The sequence below is a fragment of the Sinorhizobium sp. 22678 genome (assembly GCF_052044265.1).
In the GTDB taxonomy this organism is placed as follows: Bacteria; Pseudomonadota; Alphaproteobacteria; order Rhizobiales; family Rhizobiaceae; genus Sinorhizobium; species Sinorhizobium meliloti_A.
The window spans coordinates 151,453-175,444 of the sequence record NZ_JBQEMS010000004.1 but is presented as its reverse complement, the minus strand read 5'-3'; the positions used below and the strand labels follow the sequence as shown (position 1 = coordinate 175,444).

Genomic DNA, 23,992 nt, shown 5'->3' with positions numbered 1-23,992 from the left:
CGATATACCTGCGGGATCCGTGGATTATCAATTTGCGATATAACTTCTGGCGCCGCGGCTTTCAATAGATTCCGCACGTGCGAAGGCCGCAAACGCCTGAAAATCGGCCCAAAGCGGGGGAAGGCGGGCATTTAACTCTGGCCGCCGCCACATTCATACTGTAAGCGACGGCGGAATGATGTCACCATTCCGAGCGGTTCGGCGACGATGAGAGAGCTTTCCTACACCCGCATGCCGCCCTATTTGGAACGTCACGAGCCGCAGCCCGCATCGCAGCCGCGGATGACAGGTTGCGCTTCAAATCAGACCGAACTTGCACTAAAGCAGGTCGGAGAACACATAATAGACTCGGGAAGCAACCATTCATGACCACCAGACAATCCAGCTTCAGCTATGAGGAAATCCTGATCTGCGGCCGAGGCGAAATGTTTGGCCCCGGCAATGCGCAGTTGCCGCTGCCGCCGATGCTGATGTTCAACCGCATCACCGACATTTCGGAAACGGGCGGGCCAAACGACAAGGGTTATGTCCGCGCCGAATTCGACATTACGCCGGATCTCTGGTTCTTTCCCTGCCACTTCATGGGCGATCCGGTCATGCCCGGCTGCCTCGGTCTCGACGCAATGTGGCAATTGACCGGTTTCTTCCTCGGCTGGCTCGGCGAGGCCGGCAAGGGCCGCGCCATCTCGACCGGGGAAGTGAAGTTCACCGGCATGGTGACGCCGAAGACCAAGCTGGTAGAATACGGCATCGACTTCAAGCGCGTCATGCGCGGCCGTCTGGTTCTCGGCATCGCCGACGGCTGGATGAAGGCCGATGGCGAAACGATCTACAAGGCCACCGATCTCAGGGTCGGCCTCTTCCAGGAAAAGGCCGACTGAACTGCGGGCAATCCCCGCACGGTTCCAATCGAAGAAAAGGTCATCTGACATGAGACGGGTTGTTGTAACGGGCCTCGGCATCGTTTCCTCGATCGGCAGCGATGCCGACGAAGTCACCGCGTCGCTCCGCGATGCGCGGTCGGGCATCACGTTTTCTCCGGATTTTGCCGAGCACGGCTTCAAGTGCCAGGTCTGGGGAGCGCCGACGCTCGATCCGAGCGACCTCGTCGACCGCCGCGCCATGCGCTTCCTGTCCCAGGGCGGCGCCTGGAACCATGTGGCGATGAAGCAGGCGATCGCCGATTCCGGGCTCGAGGCCGGCGACATCACCAATGAGCGCACCGGCATCATCATGGGCTCGGGCGGCCCTTCTACCCGCGCGATCGTCGAAGCGGCGGAGATCACCCGCAAGAACAACAGCCCGAAGCGGATCGGCCCCTTCGTGGTGCCGAAGGCGATGTCGTCTACGGCTTCGGCGACGCTTGCGACCTGGTTCCAAATCCACGGCGTCAACTACTCGATCTCGTCGGCCTGCTCGACTTCGGCGCATTGCATCGGCAATGCCGCGGAAATGATCCAGTGGGGCAAGCAGGACGTCATGTTCGCGGGCGGCCACGAGGATCTCGACTGGACCATGTCCAACCTCTTCGACGCCATGGGCGCCATGTCGTCGAAGTACAACGACACGCCATCCGTCGCATCACGCGCCTATGACGCGAACCGCGACGGCTTCGTCATCGCCGGCGGTGCCGGCGTTCTCGTTCTGGAAGAGCTGGAGCGCGCCAAGGCGCGCGGCGCCAAGATCTATGCGGAAATCGTCGGTTACGGCGCCACTTCGGACGGCTACGACATGGTCGCGCCTTCCGGCGAAGGCGCGGTGCGCTGCATGCGCCAGGCGCTGGCCACGGTAAAGGGCGAGGTCGACTACATCAATACCCACGGCACCTCGACGCCGGTCGGCGATCAGAAGGAGATCGGCGCCATCCGCGAGGTCTTCGGCGAAAAGATGCCGCATGTGCAGTCCACGAAATCGCTGACCGGCCACTCGCTCGGCGCCGCCGGCGTGCAGGAATCGATCTACGGTCTCCTGATGATGCAGGCCGGCTTCATCGGCGAAAGCGCTCACATCACCGAGCTCGACCCCGAATTCGAAGGCGTGCCGATCGTCCGCAAGCGCATCGACAATGCCAAGATCGACACGGTTCTTTCGAACTCCTTCGGCTTCGGCGGCACGAACGCGACGCTCGTCTTCCAGCGCTATAACGGATAACACGATGAACGGACTGATGAACGGAAAGCGCGGCCTCATCATGGGCGTCGCCAACAACCATTCTATTGCCTGGGGTATCGCCAAGTCTCTCGCCGCTCAGGGCGCCGAGCTCGCCTTCACCTATCAGGGCGAAGCTCTCGGCAAACGCGTCAAGCCGCTGGCTGCGGAGGTCAATTCCGACTTCCTGCTCCCCTGCGACGTCGAGGACCTCGACTCCGTCGACGCAGTCGTCGACGCCATAAGGGAGCGCTGGGGCAAGCTCGATTTCGTCGTCCACGCCATCGGCTTCTCGGACAAGAACGAGCTCAAGGGTCTCTATGCCGACACGACGCGGGATAATTTCAGCCGCACCATGGTGATCTCCTGCTTCTCCTTTACCGAGATTGCCAAGCGTGCAGCGGAGCTGATGAGCGAGGGCGGCACCATGCTGACGCTCACCTATGGCGGCTCGATGCGGGTCATGCCGAACTACAACGTCATGGGCGTCGCCAAAGCCGCGCTCGAAGCTTCGGTCCGCTACCTGGCCGCCGACTACGGAGCGCGCGGCATCCGCGTCAATGCGATCTCGGCCGGTCCGATCCGGACGCTTGCAGGCGCCGGCATTTCCGACGCGCGCGCGATGCTCTCCTGGCAGCAGAAGAACTCGCCCCTGCGCCGGACCGTCACCATAGAAGACGTCGGCAGTTCCGCACTTTATCTGCTCTCGGACCTCTCGCGCGGCGTCACCGGCGAAATTCACTATGTGGATTCCGGCTACAACATCACTTCGATGCCGACGCTCGAAGCCTTGCGGGTCGCAGACGCGGATTAAGCAGGGATTGCCCCTTACCTAACCTTCGCCCCGCTTGCGGGGAGAAGGCGGCCGGCAGGCCGGATGAGGGGCTGTTCACTGGGTCAGCGTTTCGCCCAGAGCACCTTGAAGCGCGCATTGCGGCAGGTCTCGCCGATTTCCTTGAAATTCTCCGCCAGGACCGGCTCATAGGGGAGGCCGCGATTGGCGACGAGCATCAGCCGGCCACCATGCTTCAGCGCCTTGGCGGCCGCCTTGATCATTGCCGCGCCGAGCGCGGGCTCGGCAGCATGGCCCTCGTGGAAGGGCGGGTTCATGACGATAAGGTCGTATTTGTCGCGCGTCTCTTCCGCCGTTAGGTCGTGCCAAAAGAAACGAGCCGCCGTCGAAGGCGCATTCGCCGCCATGTTTGCCCGTGCCGCCTCCAGTGCTTCGAAATCCGCTTCGAACAGATCGATGCCCTTGAGGCTCGGCGAAGCCTCGGCAAGCTTGACCGAGAGATAACCCCAGCCGGCGCCGAAATCCGCCGCGTGACCGGTGAAATCGCGCGGCAGCCGCGACGCGAGCAGTTCCGAGCCGGCATCGACGCGGTCATGCGAGAACATGCCGGGCGATGCCACGAACAGGCCGTCGACGCGCACCGGGACCTTGGCGAGCGCCGAGATGGCCTCGGCGACCTCCTCCGGGCGGGTGAACCAGAAGGCAACGCCGTGATATTTGGGCATCGAGTCGCCATCCCAGCCGAACTTGTCGATCCGCTTGCGCAGCGACTGAATGCCGTCCTCCTTGCCGCCGGCGACCACGACCAGCGCGCCCGCGCGGGTGCGTTTCAACGCCTGCGCAATGCGGTCTTCGTTCTCGCCCTTGTGCCTGCCGCACAGAACGAGCGCGGCGTCGTAGCCGTCGCCGGCCGCGATGGGCGCCACATCGGCGCGAGCTGTCGTCAGCGCGCGGTAGAGGGGCTTCAGCGGCTGCACGGCGGAGACTTCCGCAGCAAAGCCCTCCGGCAAGCGGTAGCCCGCCTCGGCGCCGAGGAAGAGCACCCGCTCGCCCTCTCCCGGCGGATCGATGATCTCCGTTGCGAAAGGATGGAACAGTGTTTTCAGCGCGTCGCGGCTCATGGGTTCGATTCCGTTTTCGTCACGAGAAAGGGCGCGAAGCGATCCGCTCCGCGCCCTGAATGGTTTCAGCCGAGGGCGGCTTACTCGGCGGCTTCGCCGCCGTCCTTCTTTTCGCCCTTCTCGGCAACGATCTCCTTGCCCGTCGCCTGATCGACGACCTTCATGGAGAGGCGAACCTTGCCGCGCTCGTCGAAGCCCATCAGCTTGACCCAGACCTTATCGCCTTCCTTGACGACGTCGGTGGTCTTGGCAACGCGCTCGGAAGCGAGCTGCGAGATGTGAACGAGACCGTCGCGGGCGCCGAAGAAGTTGACGAAGGCGCCGAAATCGGCCGTCTTGACGACGGTGCCTTCATAGACCTGACCGACTTCCGGCTCGGCGACGATCGAGTGGATCCACTTGCGGGCGGCCTCGATCTCCTTGGCGGAAGCCGAGGCGATCTTGACGGTACCGTCGTCGTCGATATTGATCTTGGCGCCGGTCTTTTCGACGATCTCGCGGATGACCTTGCCGCCCGAGCCGATGACTTCACGGATCTTGTCGACCGGAATGTTCATGACTTCGATGCGCGGCGCGAACTCGCCGAGCTGGCCGCGGCTCTCGGAGATGGCCTTGGCCATTTCGGCGAGAATATGCAGGCGGCCTCCCTTGGCCTGGTTGAGAGCAACACCCATGATCTCCTCGGTGATGCCTTCGATCTTGATGTCCATCTGCAGCGAGGTGATGCCGGTGTCCGTGCCCGCGACCTTGAAGTCCATATCGCCGAGGTGGTCTTCATCGCCGAGAATGTCGGAGAGGACGGCGAAACGGTCGTCTTCCTTGATGAGGCCCATGGCAATGCCGGCAACCGGCTTGGCGAGCGGAACGCCCGCGTCCATCAGTGCAAGCGACGTGCCGCAGACGGTTGCCATGGAGGACGAACCGTTGGACTCGGTAATCTCGGAAACGACGCGCAGCGTGTATGGGAACTGTTCCGTGGTCGGCAGCATCGGATGGATGGCGCGCCAGGCGAGCTTGCCGTGGCCGATCTCGCGGCGGCCCGGAGAACCCATGCGGCCCGTTTCACCGACCGAATAGGGCGGGAAGTTGTAATGCAGCATGAAGTTTTCCTTGTACATGCCGGTCAAGGAATCGACATACTGCTCGTCTTCGCCGGTGCCGAGCGTGGCAACGACGATCGCCTGCGTTTCACCGCGGGTAAAGAGCGCCGAACCGTGCGTGCGCGGCAGGATGCCGACTTCGGCGACGATCGGGCGAACCGTGACGAGGTCGCGGCCGTCGATGCGGCTCTTCGTGTCGAGGATGTTCCAGCGAACGATCTTGGCCTGCAGGTGCTTGAAGACAGCGGCGATCTCTTCGGCGGTATGGGCCGGGTTCTCGACGCCTTCCGGCAGGAAATGTTCCTTGACCTTTGCCTTTACCGCGTCCACGGCGGCATAGCGCGCGGCCTTCTCGGTGATCTTATAGGCGTTGCGCAGCTCGTCTTCGGCGATCGAAAGCATCGCGTTTTCGAGAGCGGAGTGATCTTCCGGATTGAATTCGCGCGGCTCCTTGGCGGCAACTTCCGCGAGCCTGATGACAGCGTCGATCACCGGCTGGAAGCCCTTCTGGCCGAAAACGACGGCGCCGAGCATGACATCTTCGGGCAGCTCTTTCGCTTCCGACTCCACCATCAGCACGGCTTCCTGCGTGCCGGCGACGACGAGGTCGAGCGTGGATTCGTCCATTTCGTCGAGATGCGGGTTGAGAACGTATTCGCCGTTGATGTAGCCGACGCGGGCACCGCCGACCGGGCCCATGAAGGGAACGCCGGAAAGCGTCAATGCAGCGGATGCCGCAACCATCGCGACGACGTCCGGATTGTTCTCGAGGTCATGCTGCATGACCGTGATGATGACCTGGGTATCGTTCTTGTAGCCCTCCGGGAAGAGCGGGCGGATCGGCCGGTCGATCAGACGCGACACCAGCGTCTCGTTTTCGCTGGGACGGCCCTCACGCTTGAAATACCCGCCGGGAATCTTGCCGGCAGCGTAGGTCTTTTCCTGATAGTTGACGGTGAGCGGGAAGAAATCCTGGCCTGGCTTCGGTGCCTTCGCCGAAACCACCGTGGCGAGCACGACGGTTTCACCGTAGGTCGCGAGAACGGCACCATCGGCCTGCCGCGCGATTTTTCCGGTTTCGAGCTTGAGCGGACGCCCCGCCCATTCGATTTCTACCTTGTGTGTCTCGAACATGTTCTGTCCTTCGTGTGCGACGGACCTTCCGCGGCTCAAAAAGCGCGGGCGATCTCAAAGCCGCATGGTGGCGCATCACGGGCAAGACAACGGGAGGCTTCAAAGAAAACCGGCCGCATACCGCTTTGCCGCGCTGCGTATAGCAGCCGCTTCGGCAAGCAGGCGCCGAAGCATCCTGCAATCCTGCCCCATGACGGGCCATTGGTTGATCCGCGATCCCGGCCCATCCGGTCCGCTGGACGTTGCGCGTCCGATAGGACGCGCGGCGCTGTGGCGCCCTGTATAATACCCTAGGCCTTTTGAAGAGCGCACGGGCTGTAGAAAAAAGCCGGCGGGTTGCCGAGGCAACCCGCCGGACCAGTCGTTTAGCGACGGATGCCCAGGGCACCGATCAGCTTGGTGTAGCGCGCCTCGTCCTTCTTCTTCAGATAGTCGAGGAGCGAGCGCCGGCTGGAAACCAGCGCGAGGAGGCCACGTCGGGAGTGATTGTCCTTCTTGTGGTCCTTGAAGTGTTCGGTCAGGTTGTTGATCCGTTCCGTCAGGATGGCAACCTGAACTTCCGGAGAACCGGTGTCGCCTTCTACGGTTGCGAATTCCTTGATGATCTGAGCTTTGCGCTCTGCAGTAACCGACATCGTTTGATCCTTTCGTTCGAGGATTTGAGGGTCGCCGGCAGCCGGGATGTCGTCCAGCTACGGCCGTTCGCACGAAGAGGCGGCGCCTTTCGCTGGCGTGCCTATAACCGAATCCGTTCCAAAAGGAAAGGGTCATGAAACCGCTGCGCGGCACCGCCTCCCGCGCACCGTCAATTCCGGTTGCGCACCGATGCTCCGGTATCCATTTGTGGTGGTTTGCTCAGGACGATCCGCCCCTCAACCGCGTGGCTCCTGCGAGGAAAGGTCCTCGCCGCGCGGGATGCGTATCCGCCATTCGATGCCATCCGCATGCATCGTCCTTTCGAGCTCCGCACGAAGCGCAAGGCCGAGCATGCGCTCGAGCACGACCGTGCCGAAGCCTCGGCGGGCCTTTTTTCCGGAAGGCGCGACGATATCGGCACCCTTCTCGCGCCAGCGAATGTCGATCGCACCCTCCGCCACCGACCACTCGACCTGGATCATGCCGGTCTGGTTGGCGAGCGCTCCATGCTTTATGGCATTGGTAGCCAGTTCATGCAGCGCCATGCCAAGGGTCTGCGCCATCTGGGCGTCCAGCCGCAGGGCAGGTCCGCTGAGCACGACGCGGTCGGACTCCGCCGGCATGAACGGCTGAAGCTGGTTGCGCACGAGCTCGCGGAAGTCGACTCCGGAGGCGGCGTTGGCCACCATGAGGTCGGTCGAGCGCGCGAGGCCCGCAAGGCGCTTGCGAAACGCCTCGACGAAATCCGACGGCTCCTCGGCCGAATTTGCCGACTGCGCCAGCATCGACTGGATGACGGTGAGCTGGTTCTTCGCGCGATGCGCGACCTCCCGCATCAGCAGGCGAATCTCGCCTTCGGCCTTGGCCCTGGCCGTCGCTGCGCTTGCGAGCGCGGTCGATACCGCCTCGACCTCGGTGATCATGTAGCGGCGCGCTTCGACGGGCTCGCCCGCTCCCAATCGCCGTGCATCCATGGCCAGCAACCGGACGCCCTGTGTGAGCAGCCGCGCGATGGTTAATGAACCGGCGACCGCGATGCTTGCGAAAATGATCCCGCCGAAGGAGAGCCAGAGGAAGGACCATAGCATCGGCTGATCGACGATGGCGCTCGGCGCCCAAGCGACGATTCGCCACCCGGTCACCACTGAAAACTCGGACGCGACGCGATAGTCCACACCCCTCGCGGTGGTATTGCTGACGCCGATGCTGAGCAACGGCAATTCGTCGAGAAAGAACGGGTCGCCGGATTTCACCGACGAGTCCGAGGAGACGATCACCTTGCCTTTTCCGTCGACGAGCGCGGCATTCCACCCGGGCGAAAGCGTGTCGCGGTTGACGGCTTTCGTCATGCGCTGGGCATCCTGCCTAAGGCCCAGCAGATACTTCTTTCCGTCGGGCGTCGTGACCGGCAGATACACGGTGAAGACCCAGCCCTTTCCGATTTCGGCCGGGAAAGCACCTGAAACCAGCGGTGCGGTACTCTGCAGGGCGAGATCGACCTCCGGATCCTTCGCCTGCCCGAGCGGCGTCCCGAAGGGAACGCGGGTGCTCAGGAGAAGATCATGGTCGGCGTCGACGATGATCAGGTGGGAATCGGTGTTGGCCAATGCGACCGATGCACGGTCGTATAAGCCTCGCATGTCGGCGAGGTCCACGGCGCCGGATTTCGCCAGCACCCGGAGCGTCGTCAGCATGCCGTCGACCTCGCGTTCGACGATGCGCGTGACCGAGCCGGTGGAGGCGCGCAGCAGAGACGTGACTTCCTCCCTCTGCGCGTCGAGATTGCGCTGCAGGATCACGAAGGAAAAGATGAAAGGCGGTATGATGGCGATCAGCAGCAGCGAGATCAGGTAGAAGCTGAAGGGCCTGCGAAGATAATCGCGGACGAAGCCGGCGGCGGCCTGCAGGCTGCCGGATGAAGCATCTTCCCGGCTCTTCTCTGACGCTTCCACCATATGTACGCCTCTTGCCGATTCCCTGCCGCATTACCGGAGCGGGTGCCGTGAGCTTCCGGGCCGCCCGTCCATGATTCGAGCGCGGCCGGCAGGCCCACAATGACAATATGGGCTTCGGCGCACAACGAGTATACGCCGCGCGTGCCGCGCCGCTCGACTTTAAACGCGCAAGATCGATTTTCGACCAGCAGAATTATTGGGAAGCGAAAACGCGCTTCGGCCGGAACTCGCCCTCGGCGATCTCACCGATCGCCACGAGCTTGCCCTGAACGGTGGCATAGGCCTCGGGCGCGGGCAGCGGTGCGTCACGCCCGCGCAGGATGATCGGATTGCCCATTTTGAGCCGGTGCGCCTGGTCGTCGCTGACCGCGATATGCGGCAGGTCGGACAGGGCCTCCCCCGTGTCGATCAGATAGGCGTCGAGCGCGGCGAGACGCTCCGCCTCGTCCTCGATCTTTTCCAGTGCCACGAGGTCGGCGAGCGGCACCATGTCCTCCTCGCCGAAAGGAGCGACGAAGGTGCGGCGCAGCGACGCGATATGACCGAAGCAGCCGAGATCGCGGCCCATGTCTCGGGCAAGCGAACGGACATAGGTGCCTTTGCCGCATTCGATCTCGAAGTGAGCGAGATTCGGAGCCGAACCGATGAGCGACAGGCGGAAGACCTCCACCTCCCGCGCCGGTATCTCGACGGTTTCGCCGTCGCGGGCGAGATCATAGGCGCGCTCGCCGCCGATCTTGATCGCGGAGAACTGCGGCGGCACCTGCGCGATTACGCCGGTATATTTCGGCAGCAGGGCGCGGATCGCCTCTTCCTCCGGACGCGCGGCGGAAGAGCGGACGGCTTCGCCTTCGAGATCGTCGGTGGAGCGCTCCTCGCCCCAGGCCACCGTGAATTCGTAGATCTTGCGGCCGTCCATGACGTAGGGAACGGTTTTCGTCGCGTCGCCGAGCGCGATCGGCAGCATGCCGGAGGCGAGCGGATCGAGCGTGCCGGCATGGCCCGCCTTCTGCGCCTTGAACAGCCACTTGATCTTGGATACGGCCTCGGTCGAACCGAAATCGAGGGGTTTGTCGAGGATCAGCCATCCCGAAATCGGGCGGCCCTTTGGTTTGCGGGGTCTGGACATCGGTTCTGTCGCTTACTCTTCGTCGTCGGCGTCGCGATCGAGGTCGCGACTGACCTCCGGCGAGCGCAGCAGCGAGTCGATCTTCTGATAGTTGTCGAAGCTGGTATCGTCCCGGAACCGGACGTCCGGCATGTATTTCATCTGCCGCAGTTGCGGGCCGAGCCGCCCGCGAATGAATTTCGCATGCCTGTTCAGCGCTTCGATAACCGCCGCGTGATCGGCGACCCCGAGTGGGGTCACATAGGCCGTGGCGATCTTCAGATCGGGCGACATGCGCACCTCGGAAATGGAAATCACCGTGTTTTCGATCAGCGGATCGAGTACTTCACCGCGTTGCAGCACCTGCGTGATCGCTGCGCGCACCTGTTCGCCGACGCGCAGCATGCGCTGGGACGGAGCGGAGGATGTGGATTTGGCCATCGTTTCACCCTGGACCGCGCCGATCGGGCGTATCAAACCCTCATCGAAACGCGATCGGTTCCAACATGCGAGAGGCGGGCGGAGTCGCGCGCTTCTCACTCAAAAAAAAGCGAGCGCCGGAGCCGATCCGGCGCTCGCCAATACCCTGCCGGATCGGATCAGAGCGTCCGCGTGACGTGTTCGACGCGGAAGCACTCGATCGTGTCGCCGGCACGGATGTCCTCGTAGTTCTCGAAGGCCATACCGCATTCCTGGCCGGACTGAACCTCGGAGACTTCGTCCTTGAAGCGCTTGAGCGTCTTGAGCTTGCCTTCGTGGATGACGACGTTGTCGCGTACCAGACGGACGCCGACGCCACGTTCGACCTTGCCCTCGGTGACGCGGCAACCCGCGACCTTGCCGACCTTGGTGATGTTGAACACCTCCAGGATCTCGGCATTGCCGAGGAAGGTCTCGCGCCGCTCCGGCGACAAGAGACCGGACATCGCCGCCTTCACGTCATCCACCAGGTCGTAGATGATGTTGTAGTAGCGGATCTCGATGCCGGCACGCTCGGACGCATCCCGCGCCTGCTTGTTGGCACGGACGTTAAAGCCGATGATGGCTGCGTTCGAAGCTTCCGCAAGCGAGACGTCCGACTCGGTGATGCCGCCGGCACCCGAGTGAACGATGCGGGCGCGCACTTCGTCGGTGCCCAGCTTGTCCAGAGCGCCGGAGATCGCTTCGATCGAGCCCTGCACGTCGCCCTTGATGACCAGCGGGAACTCCTTGACGCCGGAGGTTTGGAGCTGGGTCATCATCTGCTCGAGCGAACCGCGCGAACCGGACTGGCGTGCAACCGCCTTCTCGCGGGCGAGCCGTTGGCGATATTCCGAAATCTCGCGCGCCCGGCTCTCGCTCTCGACGACGGCGAAGCGATCGCCCGCCGCCGGCGTTCCGGAGAGGCCGAGAACCTCGACCGGCGTCGACGGCCCGGCGGCCTTCACATGTTCGCCCTTGTCGTTGACGAGTGCGCGCACGCGGCCCCACTGATCGCCCGCGACGATGATCTGGCCCGGAGTGAGCGTACCCTTCTGTACGAGGACGGTCGCAACCGCACCGCGGCCGCGGTCGAGCTCGGCTTCCACCACCGTGCCTTCGGCCGTCCGGTTCGGATTGGCCTTGAGGTCGAGGATTTCGGACTGCAGCAGGATCGCCTCGAGAAGCTTGTCGAGGTTGGTCTGGTTCTTGGCCGAAACCTCGACGTCGAGAACCTCACCGCCCATGGATTCGACGAAGACTTCGTGCTGCAGCAGCTCGGTGCGGACCTTCTGCGGATTCGCGGACGGCTTGTCGATCTTGTTGATCGCCACGATGATCGGAACGCCGGCCGCCTTGGCATGGTTGATCGACTCGATCGTCTGCGGCATCACGCTGTCGTCGGCCGCGACGACGAGGACGGCGATGTCCGTCGCCTGGGCGCCGCGGGCGCGCATGGCCGTGAAGGCCGCGTGGCCGGGCGTGTCGATGAAGGTGATCTTCTGGCCGTTCTGCTCGACCTGGTAGGCACCGATGTGCTGCGTGATGCCGCCTGCCTCGCCGGCAACCACGTTGGCGTGGCGGATGGCGTCGAGCAGCGACGTCTTGCCGTGGTCGACGTGACCCATGATCGTCACGATCGGCGGCCGCGACTGCATGTCGTCGTCCACGTCGGAGATGTTGAAGATGCCTTCCTCGACGTCCGATTCGGAAACGCGCTTGACCGTGTGGCCGAATTCGCCGGCGATGAGCTCCGCGAGATCGGCGTCGATCAGGTCGCCGGGCTTCATCATCTGGCCTTCCTTCATCAGGAACTTGATGACGTCGACCGCACGCTCGGACATGCGCTGCGACAATTCCTGAATCGTGATGGTTTCCGGCAGGACGACTTCGCGGGAGATCTTCTCGCGCGTTTCCTGCATCTGGCTGCGCTTGAACTTCTCCTGGCGGCGGCGCATCGCCGAAAGCGAACGGCCGCGCTGGCTGCCATCCTCGTCCACGGCAGCCGTCGTAAGCGTCAGCTTGCCCTGGCGGCGGCCCTCGTCACCCTTTGCACGGGGAGCGGGCTTGGCCGGCTCCGGACGCACGACCTTGCCGCGGGGAGCACCGGCGCCGCTGCGGCGGCGTTCGTCTTCCTCGCTCTCGGTCCCGCGGCGGCCGCGAAGTGCTGCACCGTCCGGCCCCGCCGGCGTTGCAGCCGGAGCCGGGCGTCCCGGCTGCGGGCGCGTCTCGACACGGCGTTCGCCGACGGCGGGACTTGCAGCCTCGACCTTCTCCTCGATCTTTTCAGCCTCTACCGGCGGGCGTGCAGCCTCTTCGGCGGCACGGCGCGCAGCCTCTTCCTTCTCGCGGGCGAGGCGCTCTTCCTCCTCGCGCTGGCGGCGCACTTCGTCCTCGGCGCGACGCCTGGCTTCCTCGGCGTCGCGAATCTGGGCTTCCGCCAGGGCGCGGCGGCGGGCTTCCATCTCACCGGCAGAGAGGTCGTTCAGGACGACACCGCCGCGAGGGCGGTTCTGTTCCTGGCGCGGCTGGTGCGGCTGCGGCTGAGGAGCCGGACGACCCGAGGGCTGCGGCGGCATCGGACGCTGCTCAGCCGGGCGGGCGGCAGGCGTGGCGGCAACCGGCGTGATCGGGCGCTCGTCCTTGTGCTTCAGCGGACCGCGCGTTCTCTTGGTCTCGACCACGACCGCCTTGGTGCGACCGCGACCCATATCCTGACGCACCGTGCCCTGCGTCACCCCGGAGGGTTTCAGGGTCAGCGTCTTCTTGCCCGCTACGCTGAGTGTCTTGTCGTCTTTGTTGTCCGTCATTCCGTTCCGTTCCTAGCGATCAGGGCCGGATACGAAACCCCTGACCCTGTCTTCCAAATTGTCTCAAACAATGCTCGCTATGCCGGTCTCTGCCGGTGACGCGCTTCATTGCTGTGGCTTGCCAGCGCCGCCTTCGGCCCGGACCGGGACGGATCCTCGGTACTTTTCGAGCATGATTGCGCGCTTCACTACACCTTCACCTGCCTGCCCTGCAAGCGCTGCGGCATGGATAAAGGCATTACTTCCCAAAAGTCCCTCCATTTCCGCCCCCGTGAAGGGGCGGAAAGCGGGTATTTCCGTTTCGTCCTCGCTGACGAAGCTCATCGCCTTGCGGGCCTGATCGATCTTGCGGACGCCATCCGCGGCCGCATCGATCGCATGAAAGACGGCCAGCGCGGCAAGGCCGCGCACCGCCTGCTCCGTCTTCGTCGCGCCGGAGATGAACTGGCCCGCCTTGCGCGCCATGTTCATCATGCCCGCGAGCTGCTCGGCGAGAAGTCTCTCGACCTCGTCGGCGAGCCCGGCATTCGCCTTCACTTCGGCGCGAAGAGCGCGGGCGAAGAGCTTCTTCGCCACCGCTTTTTCCACGAGCTGCCGCTCGGACTTGACCCAACATCCGCGCCCCGGGAGCTGCCGCTTCAGATCCGCAACGACGACGCCGTCGGGGCCGGCGACAAAGCGGATCAACTCTTCAGGAGAGCCGCTCTCACGCGTGACGATGCAGGTCCGGTTGTTGCCGTTCCGGTCCTTCGGACCCTTGTCCGCAGGCAGGCTGTCGGCATCGATTTCGACGATCATCGCGATCAGGCGTCCTGATCCGCGCCTTCGGCGACCTCGATCGTCTCATCCTGCTCCTGCTCCTGCTCTTCCTCCTGCTGCTTGACCAGATCCTCTTCGGTGATCCAGCCGGCGGCCAGGCGAGCCTGCACGATCATGGTTTCGGCCTCTTCCCGGGTGACTTCGAACTTCGAGAAGATGCCCTCGAAGCGCTTGGTCTCGCCATCCTTGCGCTCGGTCCAGCCGACGAGGTCGTCGGCGGCGCAGCCGGCAAAGTCCTCGATCGTCTTGATGCCTTCCTCGCCGAGAGCGACCAGCATCTGGCTAGTGAGGCCATCGATCGTCCGCAGCTCGTCGGAAACGCCGAGCTCCTTGCGCTTGGCATCCATTTCCGCCTCGATCTTTTCGAGATATTCGCGGGCGCGGGTCTGGAGCTCGTTTGCCGTATCCTCGTCGAAGCCCTCGATGGAGGAGATTTCGTCAAGTTCGACATAGGCGAGCTCTTCGACCTGGGCGAAGCCCTCGGAGGCGAGCACCTGACCGACCATTTCGTCGACGTCCAGCGCATCCATGAAGAGTTGCGTGCGCTCGTTGAACTCCTTCTGGCGACGCTCGCTTTCCTCCTGCTCGGTGAGGATATCGATGTCCCAGCCGGTCAGCTGCGAGGCAAGGCGCACGTTCTGGCCGCGGCGGCCGATCGCGAGCGAAAGCTGCTCGTCCGGAACCACGACCTCGATGCGTTCCGCGTCCTCGTCGAGAACCACCTTGGCCACTTCCGCCGGCTGCAGCGCATTGACGATGAAGGAAGCCGGATCCGGCGACCAGGGAATGATATCGATCTTCTCGCCCTGGAGCTCGCCGACCACGGCCTGCACGCGCGAGCCGCGCATACCGACGCAGGCGCCGACCGGATCGATCGACGAATCGTTGGAGACGACGGCGATCTTGGCGCGCGAGCCCGGGTCGCGGGCAACCGACTTGATGTGGATGATACCGTCATAGATTTCCGGCACCTCCATGGTGAAGAGCTTCACCATGAACTGCGGATGCGTGCGCGACAGGAAGATCTGCGGTCCGCGCTGCTCGCGCCGGACGTCGTAGACGAAGGCGCGGACGCGGTCGCCATAGCGCATGTTCTCACGCGGGATCATCTCGTCGCGGCGGATGATGCCCTCGCCACGGCCGAGATCGACGATGACGTTGCCGTATTCGACGCGCTTGACGGTGCCGTTGACGATCTCGCCGACACGATCCTTGAACTCCTCGTACTGACGGTCGCGCTCGGCTTCGCGCACCTTCTGCACGATCACCTGCTTGGCGGACTGGGCGGCGATGCGGCCGAAGTCCATGGGCGGCAGCGGATCGGCGATGAAATCGCCGAGCTTTGCATCGGGATTGCGGTCGCGGGCGAGCTCGATCGGGATCTGGGTCGAATAGTCCTCGGCCTTCTCCACCACTTCCAGGAGACGCTGGAGACGGATTTCACCGGTCTTCGGATTGATGTCGGCGCGGATGTTCGATTCCGAACCGTAGCGCGAACGAGCCGCCTTCTGGATCGCGTCCGCCATCGCGGCCAGAACGATCTCACGGTCGATGACCTTTTCGCGTGCCACAGCATCTGCGATCTGCAGAAGTTCGAGCCGGTTAGCACTGACTGCCATGTCTTGTCTCCGTCTGTTGCAGGCGCATCGAAAGCGCACCCAGCCTTATTCGTTGTCTGTGTCTTCGTCTTCGAAGTTTTCGTTGGCGGCGCGCGCGGCCTTGGCTTTCTTGTCGGCCGTCAGCGCGTCGCGGATGAGCTCGTCCGTCAGGATCAGTCGCGCCTCCGAAAGCGCCGTGAACGGGATCGCGACTGCCGCCTCTTCACCATAGGCGGGCTGGTCGCGCTCGAGCCGGAAGCCATCCTCGTCCACCGAAACGATCTTGCCGCGAAAGCGCTTGCGCCCGTCGACCATGACCGACGTCTCGCACTTCACCAGATGGCCCTGCCAGCGGATGAAGTCGGACCTGCGCACCATGGGGCGATCGATCCCCGGGGACGACACTTCGAGATGATACGCCTTGTCGATCGGATCTTCCACATCGAGAACAGGCGAGATCGCTTTGGAGACCTCCTCGCAATCCTCGACCGTCATGGTGCCGTCGTTGCGTTCGGTCATGACCTGCAGCGTCAGGCCGTTCTGACCGGACATACGCACGCGCACCAGGCGGAAACCCATATCCACGAGCACCGGCTCGATGATGTCGGCAACACGCCGGTCGAGGCCGGTTTCAGTAATCAGCCGGGGTTCATTCGTATTTTCAGCCGTTGTCGTATCGGACAAACGATCCTCTCCTCGTCGGACCGGCTAATAAAAAAGAGCGGGTCCTCACGGCCCCACTCTTCATCTAACCGATCAAGAATTTGAGGCTCATATACGCTTCATTGCCGTAAATTGCAAGGGTCGCGCAGGCGCCGGGTCGGACCTTTCGGCCCGAACGCAAGTTTCAGCGTCTGGCGCATCGCGTTCCGAGGTTTATAACGAAGCAATCCACATGACGATCAACCGAAAGAGATCAGAGGTGACGAACCGCATATCGCCGTTGGCGCCCTTCAGGCACGACATCTTCCGCACCATCTGGATCGCGAGCCTTGCCTCCAATTTCGGCGGGCTGATCCAGGCCGTGGGTGCGGCCTGGCTCATGACGTCCATTTCGCAATCGGTGAACATGGTGGCGCTGGTGCAGGCGTCGACCTCGCTGCCGATCATGCTCTTCTCGCTGGTTTCCGGCGCACTTGCCGACAATTTCGACCGGCGGCGGATCATGCTCGTCGCGCAGAGCTTCATGCTCGCCGTCTCGGCGCTGCTCACCGTCTGCGCCTATTACGGTATCGTTACGCCGTGGCTACTGCTCATCTTCACCTTTCTTCTCGGCTGCGGCACCGCTCTCAACAACCCGTCCTGGCAAGCCTCGGTCGGCGACATGGTTCCGCGCGACGACCTGCCGGCTGCGGTCGCGCTGAACAGCATGGGATTCAATCTTACCCGCAGCGTCGGTCCGGCGATCGGCGGCGCCATCGTCGCGGCCGCGGGTGCGGCGGCTGCCTTTGCCGCCAACACGCTCAGCTATTTCGCGATCCTTTTCGCGCTCGCCCGATGGAAACCGGTCGCTCCCGAAAACCGGCTGCCGCGCGAGACGCTCGGGCGCGCGGTTTCTGCGGGGCTGCGCTACGTGGCGATGTCGCCGAATATCGGTAAAGTGCTCGTGCGCGGCTTCGCCTTCGGTCTTTCGGCGAGCGCCATACTTGCGCTGCTGCCGCTGGTGGCACGCGACCTCGTCGGCGGCGGCCCGCTCACCTACGGCGTCATGCTGGGCGCCTTCGGCGTCGGCGCGATCGGCGGCGCGCTCCTGAGTGCAAGGCTGAGGGAATTCCTCACCAGCGAGGCGATCGTGCGCTATGCCTTCGCCGGCTTCGCCTTCAGCGCCCTGGTCACGGCCATCAGCTCGCAGGCCTGGCTGACCTGCCTCGTGCTCGCCGTGTCCGGTGCCTGCTGGGTGCTGGCGCTGTCGCTCTTCAACACGACGGTGCAGCTCTCCACGCCGCGCTGGGTCGTCGGCCGGGCGCTTTCGCTCTACCAGACCATGACCTTCGGCGGGATTGCCGGCGGCAGCTGGCTCTGGGGCGTCACTGCCGAACAATACGGCGCGGCCAACGCACTCATCGGCTCCTGTCTTCTGATGCTCGCGGGAGCGGCAATCGGACTGCGCTTCGCCCTGCCGGAGTTCAAGTCGCTCAATCTCGACCCGCTCAACCGCTTCAACGAGCCGCTGCTCGAGCTCGACCTGAAGCCGCGCAGCGGCCCCATCGTCGTCATGATCGACTACGAGATCGCCGATGAGGACATCCCCGAGTTCCTGAAAACGATGGCGGAGCGGAGGCGTATCCGCATCCGCGACGGAGCCGGCCACTGGGCGCTGATGCGCGACCTCGAAAACCCGACCACCTGGACCGAGACGTACCACGTGCCGACCTGGGTCGAATATGTCCGCCACAATCAGCGGCGCACCCAGGCCGACGCCGCCGTCGGCGACAAGCTGACCGCGTTCCATCGCGGCCCGAACCCGCCGCGTGTCCATCGCATGATCGAGCGCCAGACGATCGTTCCCGATCACTACGAGCGCTACAAGCGATCCGTCGAGATGCATTGAGGAGATTCGGGGCGTGATCGCTCCCTGAAAAACTCCCCCCACCCCCTCCGCTCATGAGGAGGGATTGGGGAGGGGCGATCGATGGGATCGTGAAAGGCGGAACCGCCCATCGGCCACGTCACTCACCGAAGCTTTGCTTTCAGCGAAACATCCGGAAAGCATGTCGGCTCGAGGCCGCTCTTCGCCTGCCAGTCGCCGAGCGAGCGGCGCGTCTTGTAGCCCGGCAGCCCGTCGGCCTTGCCGACGTCGTAGCCTTTCGCGACCAGCGCCTTCTGCATTCCGAGCACATCGGATCGCAACATGCCGCCGACATCGCCCCATCTGCCGCGGAAGGCACCGCCGCCGGAAGCGATGCGATCGGCCAGATTGCCGATATACAGCGCGTAGAGATCGGAATTATTGTATTCCTTGATCACGTAGAAATTCGGCGTGACGATGAATTGCGGTCCATGGGTCCCCGCCGGCACGAGCATCATGCCTGCCGCGGCACGCTCTGCCGCCGGGAAGGCCTTTCCCGAAATGCGGCCGATCCCCATGCCGGCCCATTCGGCGATCGGGCGGGCAAGGTCAGGGCCTTCCTGGGCGCAGGAGACGCCCGAGGGGATCGCGACCTCGAAACCCCAGTCGCGCCCGCTCTGCCAACCCTTCTGCGCCAGATAATTGGCAATCGAAGCGAGGCTGTCCGGCACGGAATTCCAGATGTCGCGGCGTCCGTCCCCGTCGAAATCGACGGCGTATTTCAGAAAGCTCGAAGGCAGGAACTGCGGCTGGCCCATGGCACCTGCCCAGGAGCCGCGCATCTGTGCCTCCTTGACGTCACCGCTGTCGAGAATATGCAGCGCCGCGATCAGTTCGCGCCGGAAAAGCTCGGGCCGGGTCGACATGAAAGCCTTGGTCGCCAGCACATCCATGATCGGATGCGGGATCTTCGCCCGGCCGAAGCCGGATTCCTTGCCCCATATGGCAAGGACGATCGGACCGGGAACACCATAGGTCCTCTCGATCCGCTTCAAGGTCGAGGCGTGGGCGGAGGCGAGGCTGCGGCCCGTCGCAGCAAGACCCTGCAGGCGCTTTTCCGAGAAATAGGATCCGGGAGAGGAAAATTCGGCCTGGCTCTGCTTGCGCTGCTTCGGTTTGGGAAAGCCGGGCGGCGCGAGGTCGGGCAGGTCCCAGTCGAGCCGGACGTCCTCGAAGGCTGCTTCGAAGGCCGCATTCGATACGCCGGCCTTCTGCGCCTCCGGCCAGAGATCGTTTCGAAGCCACTGCCGGAACTGCGCTTCGACGTCGGCCTTGGAAGCGGCGAAGGAGAAGGTAGCGAAAGACAGGCAGGCCAGGAGCAGAATGGAAAGGAATCTCAGCATTTCTTTTCCTTGAAACTGAAGCTGCGGAGGCGAATGCTCAAATCACCGTTCTCGCCCGGAGCGCGGCGGCCAACGTTCCCTCGTCGAGATAGTCGAGCTCGCCGCCGACGGGCACGCCGTGGGCGAGGCGCGTGATCCTCACCGGCATGCCCTCGAGTCGATCGGTGATGTAATGCGCCGTCGTCTGGCCCTCGACGGTCGCGTTGACGGCGATGATCAGCTCGCGCACGTCGCCCTTGGCGACGCGGTCGATGAGGCCCCTGATGTTCAGATCCTCCGGCCCGATGCCGTCGAGCGGCGACAGCGTGCCGCCGAGCACGTGATAGGCGGCGTTCATGGCGCCGGCGCGCTCCAGCGCCCAAAGATCGGCGACGTCTTCGACCACGATGATCACCGCCTGGTCGCGCTGTTCGTCGGTGCAGACGGTGCAGGGGTCGATAGTGTCGACATTGCCGCAGCAGGAGCAGATCTTGACCTTGCGATGGGCCTCGCCCATGGCCTCGGCAAGGGGGCCGAGCAACTGTTCCTTCTTCTTGACGAGATGCAGCGCCGCGCGGCGGGCGGAACGAGGCCCGAGGCCCGGGACCTTCGCCAGGAGCTGGATCAGCTTTTCGATTTCGGGGCCGGTGACTCGCTTTGCCATGCCCGGCTTTTAGACCAACCGTCTATCGCCGCCAATCGGAATCGTAGCGCTTCAGCGCGTGGCGATGGCCACCGCCGCGCCTGCCATCGTGCCTGCGCTGGCACGGTTCACGATCCTTACCGCCCGGCGGCTCTTGAGGAACTGCCGCGCCTTTGCGGCCATACGCACCCAGGTGACATCGATCGCGACGAGGACTACGAACATGGTCGCGACCAGTTCGGCCCAGCCCAAGAGGGTGACGGAGCCGAGATCGATGATCGAGGGCAGCAGCGCCACATAGAACATCATGATCTTGGGATTGCCGAGCGTGATCGTCAGCCCGGCGAAGAACATCTTCGATGCAGATCGCGCCTCTGGCAGGCTTTCGCCGGGCGTTTGCGGCTCGGCCGACCACATCTTCCAGGCGAGGAAGAGGAGATAGGCGACGCCCGCCCATTTGATCGCGACGAACATCCAATGGAACGTCTCGGCGATCGCCGCGAGACCGGCAACCGCAAAGGAGAGCCAGATCGCCTCACCGATCCACATGGCCGCGAGGAACGGCAAGACATCGCGGGCGCCCTTGGACAGCACCCGGGCGACGAGCGCGGCAATGCTCGGCCCCGGCGACCCGGCGGCAATCAGCAGCGCCCCGGCAAAGACGAGCAGCGTTGCGGCTGTCATGTCACTCCCTCCTCCGGAAAACGGTCCGCAAGATAGCACGCATCTCGGCTGGCGCCAGCCTCTGCGGGGCCGAGGATCAGAACGGCAGCTTCATGCCCGGGGGGATCGGCAGACCGGCGGTCAGTTCGCGGGTTTTTTCCGCCTGCACCGCCTCGGCTTTGTCCTTGGCATCCTTATGGGCCGCGACGATCAGATCTTCGAGGATCTCGACATCGTCTTCCTTGAAGAGCGAGGGATCGACCTTAAGGCTTTTCATGTGGCCCTTGCCGTCGAGACGGACGGTGACGAGCCCGCCGCCGGAGGTGCCGTCGATTTCGAGCGCGGCGATTTCCGCCTGCATCTTCTCCATCTTGGCCTGCATTTCCTTGACCTTGCCCATCATGCCCATGATGTCGCGCATCGTCGTCTCCTGTTCTCTGGTATTCTTTGGCCCTACGCACTTCCGGACGAAAACCGTTACACGCTTTTCCTGGAAATACTCTGAAGCGCCGCGCCTGTGCGACGCGGCTACTCGATGTCGTCGCCCGGGACGATGTCGCCGTCCTCGGATTCGGCCGCGGCCGGAGCGAGGCTCTCGACCTCCTCTACCGCCGCGCGGATGCGCACGTCGGTGATCCTTGCCCCTGGAAAGCGCGCAAGAATGGCAGCGACGTCCGGGTCCTGGCGCGCATCGTTGACGCGCTGCTCCTGCGCGCGCTGCTCGGCCTCGACCAGCGTCGGTTCGCCCTGCTCCCGGCTGTAGCTCACGACCCAATGGATACCCGTCCATTCCTTGAGCTTGACAGCGAGTTCGTTCAGCAGCGTCTTCGGTGCGTCGTCGGGCAGATTGACGTCGAGCCGGCCGGGTTCGATATGCACGAGCCTCAGGAAACCGCGCACCATCGTCTTCAGCTTGATGTCGCGGTTTTTGGCGCAGAGATCGGCGATGTCGCCGATGGAACTGACAGCAACCTTCGGTTCGGGTTTAGGAGCGGCACTCGCCACCGTGCGCTCTTCGATGCGGCCGATACCGATCGGCTGGGCCGCGGAGCTCGGCACGGCGCGCAGCATGGTCGCGCCATGGCCGCTTGGACGCGAAACGGCCGTCTCCACGGCGCGAGCCTCGACCGGGGTGCCTGCAGGCGCCTGCGCACCGCCGCCGCCACCACCGCCGTTCGGGGCCGGGCGCCCGCCGCCTTCGCCACCCGAAAGATCGAGAAGCCGCCGCGCGGCCTCTTCGGGCGAAGGCAGATGGGCGGCATGGGCGAGCCTGATCAGCACCATCTCGGCAGCACCTGCGGGGCGCGCCGAGCTCTCCGCCTCGGGAATGCCCTTGAGCAGCATCTGCCAGACGCGCGACAGCGTCGTCACGGCAACGCTGCCGGCGAATTCGGCCCCGCGCGTGCGCTCGATCTCGCTCAGCGACTGGTCGTTGACCGCGTCGGGCACATATTTCAGCCTTGTCACGAGGTGGGTGAAGTCGGCAAGGTCGGTGAGGACCACGGTCGGATTGGCGCCGGCTTCGTATTGCGCGGCGAACTCGCCAAGCGCGGCGGCGACGTCGCCCTTGATGACATGCTCGAACAGATCGACGATCCGCGCCCGATCGGCAAGGCCGAGCATCGAACGCACGGTTTCAATCTCGACCGAACCGCCGCCATGGGCGATCGCCTGATCGAGCAGCGACAGGCCGTCGCGCGCCGAGCCTTCCGCTGCCCGCGCCACCATCGCCAGCGCCTCCGGATCGAAGGGCACTCCCTCCTTGCCCAGAATGGTGGAGAAGAGGCCGACCAGATCGGAAGCGCTGATGCGCCGGAGATCGAAGCGCTGGCAGCGCGACAGGACGGTAATCGGAACCTTGCGGATTTCGGTCGTCGCGAAAATGAACTTCACATGCTCCGGCGGCTCCTCGAGCGTCTTCAGCAAGCCATTGAAGGCCTGCGTCGAGAGCATGTGCACTTCGTCGATGATATAGACCTTGTAGCGCGCGGAGACCGGCCGATAGCGTACCTGCTCGATGATCTCGCGGATATCGTCGATCCCGGTATGCGAGGCGGCGTCCATCTCGATCACGTCGACATGGCGGCCGTCCATGATCGCCTGGCAATGTTCGCCGGGGACGCGAAGGTCGATGGTGGGCTTGTCGATCTCGGCGGTCTTGTAGTTCAGCGCCCGTGCCAGGATTCGCGCCGTCGTCGTCTTGCCGACGCCGCGAACGCCGGTCAGCATATAGGCCTGGGCGATCCGGGCGGTTTCGAAGGCGTTGGTGAGCGTGCGCACCATCGGCTCCTGGCCGACCATCAGGTCGGAGAAGTCCTTGGGGCGGTATTTGCGCGCCAGAACACGGTAGGCGGCCGGTTTCTCGACGGGTAAAATCGGGGATGAAGTGGGCGCTTCGTCGCTCATCGACCCTGCCGCTGTTCGAACTCTTGTCCCGACAGGGACAAAGAAAGTGGTGCCCCGACAGGGACGAAGAAGGTGGTGTCCCGACAGGACGGAGAAGGTGGGAGGCTGGCACGATGACCCGTGCCGGGGCTCGTTAGGGCTGCTTCCTTCCGGACCTGACCCGGTTGGCGAGTGGCTCGTCCACCACCAACCTCCCGGCTTTCATATCGGCAATATCCGCAGCAAATGCAAGCCAAGCCTTTAAAAAACTGGTATCGATATGCAAAACAAAGCGAATCCGTTTGATGCCGAGGAGAGTTTCTTGACGACCTTCACGCTTGACGAGCGACTTGAGCGCGACGGCATACCGATCGGCACGCTCGGGCTGTGCCAGATGCGGCTGATGAACGATCGGCGCTGGCCCTGGCTGATCCTCGTACCCCAGCGCGCCGACATAACGGAGGTCTTCGAACTGACGCCGCTCGACCAGGCGATGCTCACCTTCGAGACCAATATGGTAGCGGCAGGCCTGAAGAAGGCGACCGGCGCCGAAAAGATCAATATCGGCGCGCTCGGCAACATCGTCCGGCAGCTTCACGTGCATATCATCGCCCGTCGTGAAGGCGATCCGAACTGGCCGGGCCCGGTCTGGGGCTTCGGCAAGGCCGAACCGTGGCCGGAGGAGGAGCACAGGGCATTCGCAGCACGCATCATGGAAAATCTCTGAGC

20 protein-coding genes and 1 other RNA gene are annotated in these 23,992 nt (G+C 63.8%); 5 read left to right on the top strand and 16 right to left on the bottom strand.

Going from position 1 to position 23,992, the window contains the following annotated elements; all coding sequences use genetic code 11:
* Positions 1–365 precede the first annotated feature (365 nt).
* The 3 genes from fabA to fabI are packed head-to-tail and all read left to right on the top strand — an operon-like array spanning position 366 to position 2,962.
* Positions 366–881 carry a 3-hydroxyacyl-[acyl-carrier-protein] dehydratase FabA gene (gene fabA / locus ACTJKL_RS08400; protein WP_003534377.1) on the top strand — a complete coding sequence of 172 codons (516 nt, stop codon included), beginning with the start codon at positions 366–368 and terminating at the stop codon, positions 879–881.
* A 49-nt stretch (positions 882–930) separates the two neighbouring features.
* Positions 931–2,151: a beta-ketoacyl-ACP synthase I gene (gene fabB, locus ACTJKL_RS08395; protein WP_018093868.1), complete on the top strand. Its 1,221-nt coding sequence runs from the start codon at positions 931–933 to the stop codon at positions 2,149–2,151.
* A 4-nt stretch (positions 2,152–2,155) separates the two neighbouring features.
* On the top strand, positions 2,156–2,962 hold the full coding sequence (gene fabI / locus ACTJKL_RS08390; RefSeq protein WP_018093867.1) for an enoyl-ACP reductase FabI: 807 nt from the start codon (positions 2,156–2,158) through the stop codon (positions 2,960–2,962).
* An 83-nt stretch (positions 2,963–3,045) separates the two neighbouring features.
* Here fabI and ACTJKL_RS08385 read toward each other — a convergent pair whose 3' ends face one another.
* The 10 genes from ACTJKL_RS08385 to rimP form a co-directional block, all read right to left on the bottom strand.
* The gene (locus ACTJKL_RS08385) at positions 3,046–4,062 is read right to left on the bottom strand and encodes a class I SAM-dependent methyltransferase (RefSeq protein ID WP_440852678.1); all 1,017 of its coding nucleotides are present in this window, start codon (positions 4,060–4,062) and stop codon (positions 3,046–3,048) included.
* 80 nt (positions 4,063–4,142) lie between these two features.
* Positions 4,143–6,296 carry a polyribonucleotide nucleotidyltransferase gene (gene pnp / locus ACTJKL_RS08380; RefSeq protein WP_440852677.1) on the bottom strand — a complete coding sequence of 718 codons (2,154 nt, stop codon included), beginning with the start codon at positions 6,294–6,296 and terminating at the stop codon, positions 4,143–4,145.
* 365 nt (positions 6,297–6,661) lie between these two features.
* Positions 6,662–6,931, bottom strand: coding sequence for a 30S ribosomal protein S15 (gene rpsO / locus ACTJKL_RS08375; RefSeq protein WP_003534369.1), 270 nt, complete (start codon positions 6,929–6,931; stop codon positions 6,662–6,664).
* Between the two features lie 237 nt (positions 6,932–7,168).
* On the bottom strand, positions 7,169–8,887 hold the full coding sequence (locus ACTJKL_RS08370; protein WP_440852676.1) for a sensor histidine kinase: 1,719 nt from the start codon (positions 8,885–8,887) through the stop codon (positions 7,169–7,171).
* 193 nt (positions 8,888–9,080) lie between these two features.
* Positions 9,081–10,016 (bottom strand): tRNA pseudouridine(55) synthase TruB, encoded by a 936-nt coding sequence (gene truB, locus ACTJKL_RS08365; RefSeq protein ID WP_100669859.1) that lies wholly within the window; start codon positions 10,014–10,016, stop codon positions 9,081–9,083.
* 12 nt (positions 10,017–10,028) lie between these two features.
* Positions 10,029–10,436, bottom strand: a complete 408-nt coding sequence (rbfA, locus tag ACTJKL_RS08360; protein WP_100670045.1) for a 30S ribosome-binding factor RbfA — start codon at positions 10,434–10,436, stop codon at positions 10,029–10,031.
* 158 nt (positions 10,437–10,594) lie between these two features.
* Entirely contained in the window at positions 10,595–13,264 is a 2,670-nt protein-coding gene (infB, locus tag ACTJKL_RS08355; RefSeq protein WP_440852675.1) for a translation initiation factor IF-2, read from the bottom strand.
* A gap of 105 nt (positions 13,265–13,369) precedes the next feature.
* Positions 13,370–14,062, bottom strand: coding sequence for an RNA-binding protein (locus tag ACTJKL_RS08350; RefSeq protein ID WP_003534364.1), 693 nt, complete (start codon positions 14,060–14,062; stop codon positions 13,370–13,372).
* Between the two features lie 5 nt (positions 14,063–14,067).
* Entirely contained in the window at positions 14,068–15,702 is a 1,635-nt protein-coding gene (gene nusA, locus ACTJKL_RS08345; RefSeq protein WP_440852674.1) for a transcription termination factor NusA, read from the bottom strand.
* Positions 15,703–15,747: 45 nt separating this feature from the next.
* Positions 15,748–16,365, bottom strand: coding sequence for a ribosome maturation factor RimP (rimP, locus tag ACTJKL_RS08340; RefSeq protein ID WP_003534362.1), 618 nt, complete (start codon positions 16,363–16,365; stop codon positions 15,748–15,750).
* Between the two features lie 211 nt (positions 16,366–16,576).
* Between rimP and ACTJKL_RS08335 the strand changes: the two genes are divergently transcribed.
* On the top strand, positions 16,577–18,232 hold the full coding sequence (locus ACTJKL_RS08335) for an MFS transporter (RefSeq protein ID WP_003534361.1): 1,656 nt from the start codon (positions 16,577–16,579) through the stop codon (positions 18,230–18,232).
* Between the two features lie 122 nt (positions 18,233–18,354).
* Here ACTJKL_RS08335 and ACTJKL_RS08330 read toward each other — a convergent pair whose 3' ends face one another.
* From ACTJKL_RS08330 to ffs, 6 genes are all read right to left on the bottom strand, one after another.
* Positions 18,355–19,593: a lytic murein transglycosylase gene (locus ACTJKL_RS08330; protein ID WP_275596977.1), complete on the bottom strand. Its 1,239-nt coding sequence runs from the start codon at positions 19,591–19,593 to the stop codon at positions 18,355–18,357.
* A gap of 37 nt (positions 19,594–19,630) precedes the next feature.
* Positions 19,631–20,236 carry a recombination mediator RecR gene (gene recR, locus ACTJKL_RS08325; protein ID WP_018093855.1) on the bottom strand — a complete coding sequence of 202 codons (606 nt, stop codon included), beginning with the start codon at positions 20,234–20,236 and terminating at the stop codon, positions 19,631–19,633.
* 51 nt (positions 20,237–20,287) lie between these two features.
* A complete protein-coding gene (locus tag ACTJKL_RS08320) occupies positions 20,288–20,899 on the bottom strand; it encodes a LysE family translocator (protein ID WP_440852673.1) in 612 nt (203 codons plus the stop codon).
* 76 nt (positions 20,900–20,975) lie between these two features.
* On the bottom strand, positions 20,976–21,299 hold the full coding sequence (locus ACTJKL_RS08315; protein ID WP_003533413.1) for a YbaB/EbfC family nucleoid-associated protein: 324 nt from the start codon (positions 21,297–21,299) through the stop codon (positions 20,976–20,978).
* Between the two features lie 107 nt (positions 21,300–21,406).
* A complete protein-coding gene (locus ACTJKL_RS08310) occupies positions 21,407–23,284 on the bottom strand; it encodes a DNA polymerase III subunit gamma/tau (protein ID WP_440852672.1) in 1,878 nt (625 codons plus the stop codon).
* A 97-nt stretch (positions 23,285–23,381) separates the two neighbouring features.
* Positions 23,382–23,479, bottom strand: an RNA gene (ffs, locus tag ACTJKL_RS08305) — signal recognition particle sRNA small type.
* Positions 23,480–23,543: 64 nt separating this feature from the next.
* Between ffs and ACTJKL_RS08300 the strand changes: the two genes are divergently transcribed.
* Entirely contained in the window at positions 23,544–23,990 is a 447-nt protein-coding gene (locus ACTJKL_RS08300) for an HIT domain-containing protein (protein WP_018093852.1), read from the top strand.
* Positions 23,991–23,992: the final 2 nt, after the last annotated feature.